The following is a 1,504-nucleotide window of genomic DNA, read 5'->3' as shown; positions in this document are numbered from 1 at the left end:
TCTCTGCCCCGGGCTCGCCCCCGTGCGGGCGAGGCCCTGGGGCCTATTCGAGGACCCCATCGAGATCGAGGTGGCACAGCCTGCGATAAATCTCTTCCTTGCGTTCACGCACTGCATGGTTCTGCGGCAACAACTCGCAGCAGCTATGCAGCAGGTGCAGCACTTCCAATGCAAGATCGGGCTCCCAGGCGTGCAGGCCTGAGTCCTGTAATGTCTGATCGAGTGTTTCGAGCTGGTTCTTGGCCAGTTCGTATTTCTTGGCCATGAAGCACAGCCGGGCGAGCGCGAACTGCCAGAAAAAGCGCTCGCGTCCACCGTGGGCCGACTGCAGGCCTTGCTTGAGGATCTGCACGGCAGGCTTGAGGCCTTCCTTGCGCAGAAGCGGCAAGACTTCTTCGAGGGCCTTTTCCCAGGCTGGCTGCGTCTGAACGTCTTCGGTTTCGACCTTGCGCGGCGCGCTGGCGCTTTGCAGGTGCGGCATGACATTGCCGGCGATCCACGCCCGGGTGGACGGATCGGCAAACGGCGCGCCGTCATGGAAACGACATTCGATGATGCCGGGCAGGCGCTGAACCAAAAGCGCGAAGTGGATTTCCACTTCGCGCATTGCCAACTCGGCGTTGAGGTTCTGGAGACACTCCCAGACCATTCGCTGGCCATCGAACCAGAACGGCGCCTTCGCCAGGCTCGCCTCCAGTTCCACCAGCAGATCAGCGTATTTGCCCTGATCGAAGCGATCCTGATATTGCTTGAGCTTGTCGACCGGCAGACCGCGCAGCACGGTGATCTGCTCGGCGTTGCGTTCGGGTACCGCGTCGATGGTCATCCACAGCAGCGTGCGATTCAGGCGCAGGGCGCGCAGGTCGGTGGCTTTCTGCTTGAGCCACCAGGCGCACAGCGGCCGCGCGCTTTCCTGCTGGGCGCGCAGTGCCTTGTGGGCGTCTTTTTCGTTGTCGATCGGTGCGCCGGGGGTGAGCAACTGGCTCGCGGCCTGCTTGACCTGCGCCACCGCCGCGCCCACTACCCCGGGTGCCGGCTGGTTGTCGGAAGCGCGCTGGATCATGGTTTTCAGGCGACGGGAGAGCGGCAGCAGGAGCGGCGCGTCATCACCCAGATGTTCGGTGCAGGCAGCGTCGAGGCCAGCCAGATGCTCGGAGAGCTGCCGGAACATCGGCAACTGCTCTTTGATCGCGATGTTTTCGGTGATGACCTGCTCAAGACGCGGCACCAGCCAGCCAATGGCGGCAGCACGGGTGCGGGGTTTGAGCGGGTGAACGTCGGCCCAGTTGTTTTCCGACAGATGGTGCAGCAATCCGAGACCGGCCAGCAGCCCGGGGAAGGATTCACGCTGGTACAGCGACCAGGTCAGCCAGGCGCCGACACGCAAATCCTTGGATTGGGTACGCAGGAGGTTTTCGCTGTTTTCGCGAATTTTCAGCCAGTCGATCTGCCCGCTTTCGTGCATCGACGAGGCTTTGGCCAGCTCGCTTTCAAGAGCCTCGAT

1 protein-coding gene is annotated in these 1,504 nt (G+C 62.6%); it reads right to left on the bottom strand.

The features are described from left to right. Positions 1-43 precede the first annotated feature (43 nt). On the bottom strand, positions 44-1,504 hold the full coding sequence (gene tssA, locus ACIOVB_RS24205; protein WP_401271900.1) for a type VI secretion system protein TssA: 1,461 nt from the start codon (positions 1,502-1,504) through the stop codon (positions 44-46).

This window comes from Pseudomonas sp. NPDC087639, assembly GCF_044743385.1.
Lineage (GTDB): Bacteria > Pseudomonadota > Gammaproteobacteria > Pseudomonadales > Pseudomonadaceae > Aquipseudomonas.
Note: the sequence above shows the minus strand (reverse complement) of the source record. Positions and strands in the feature narration are given on the sequence as shown.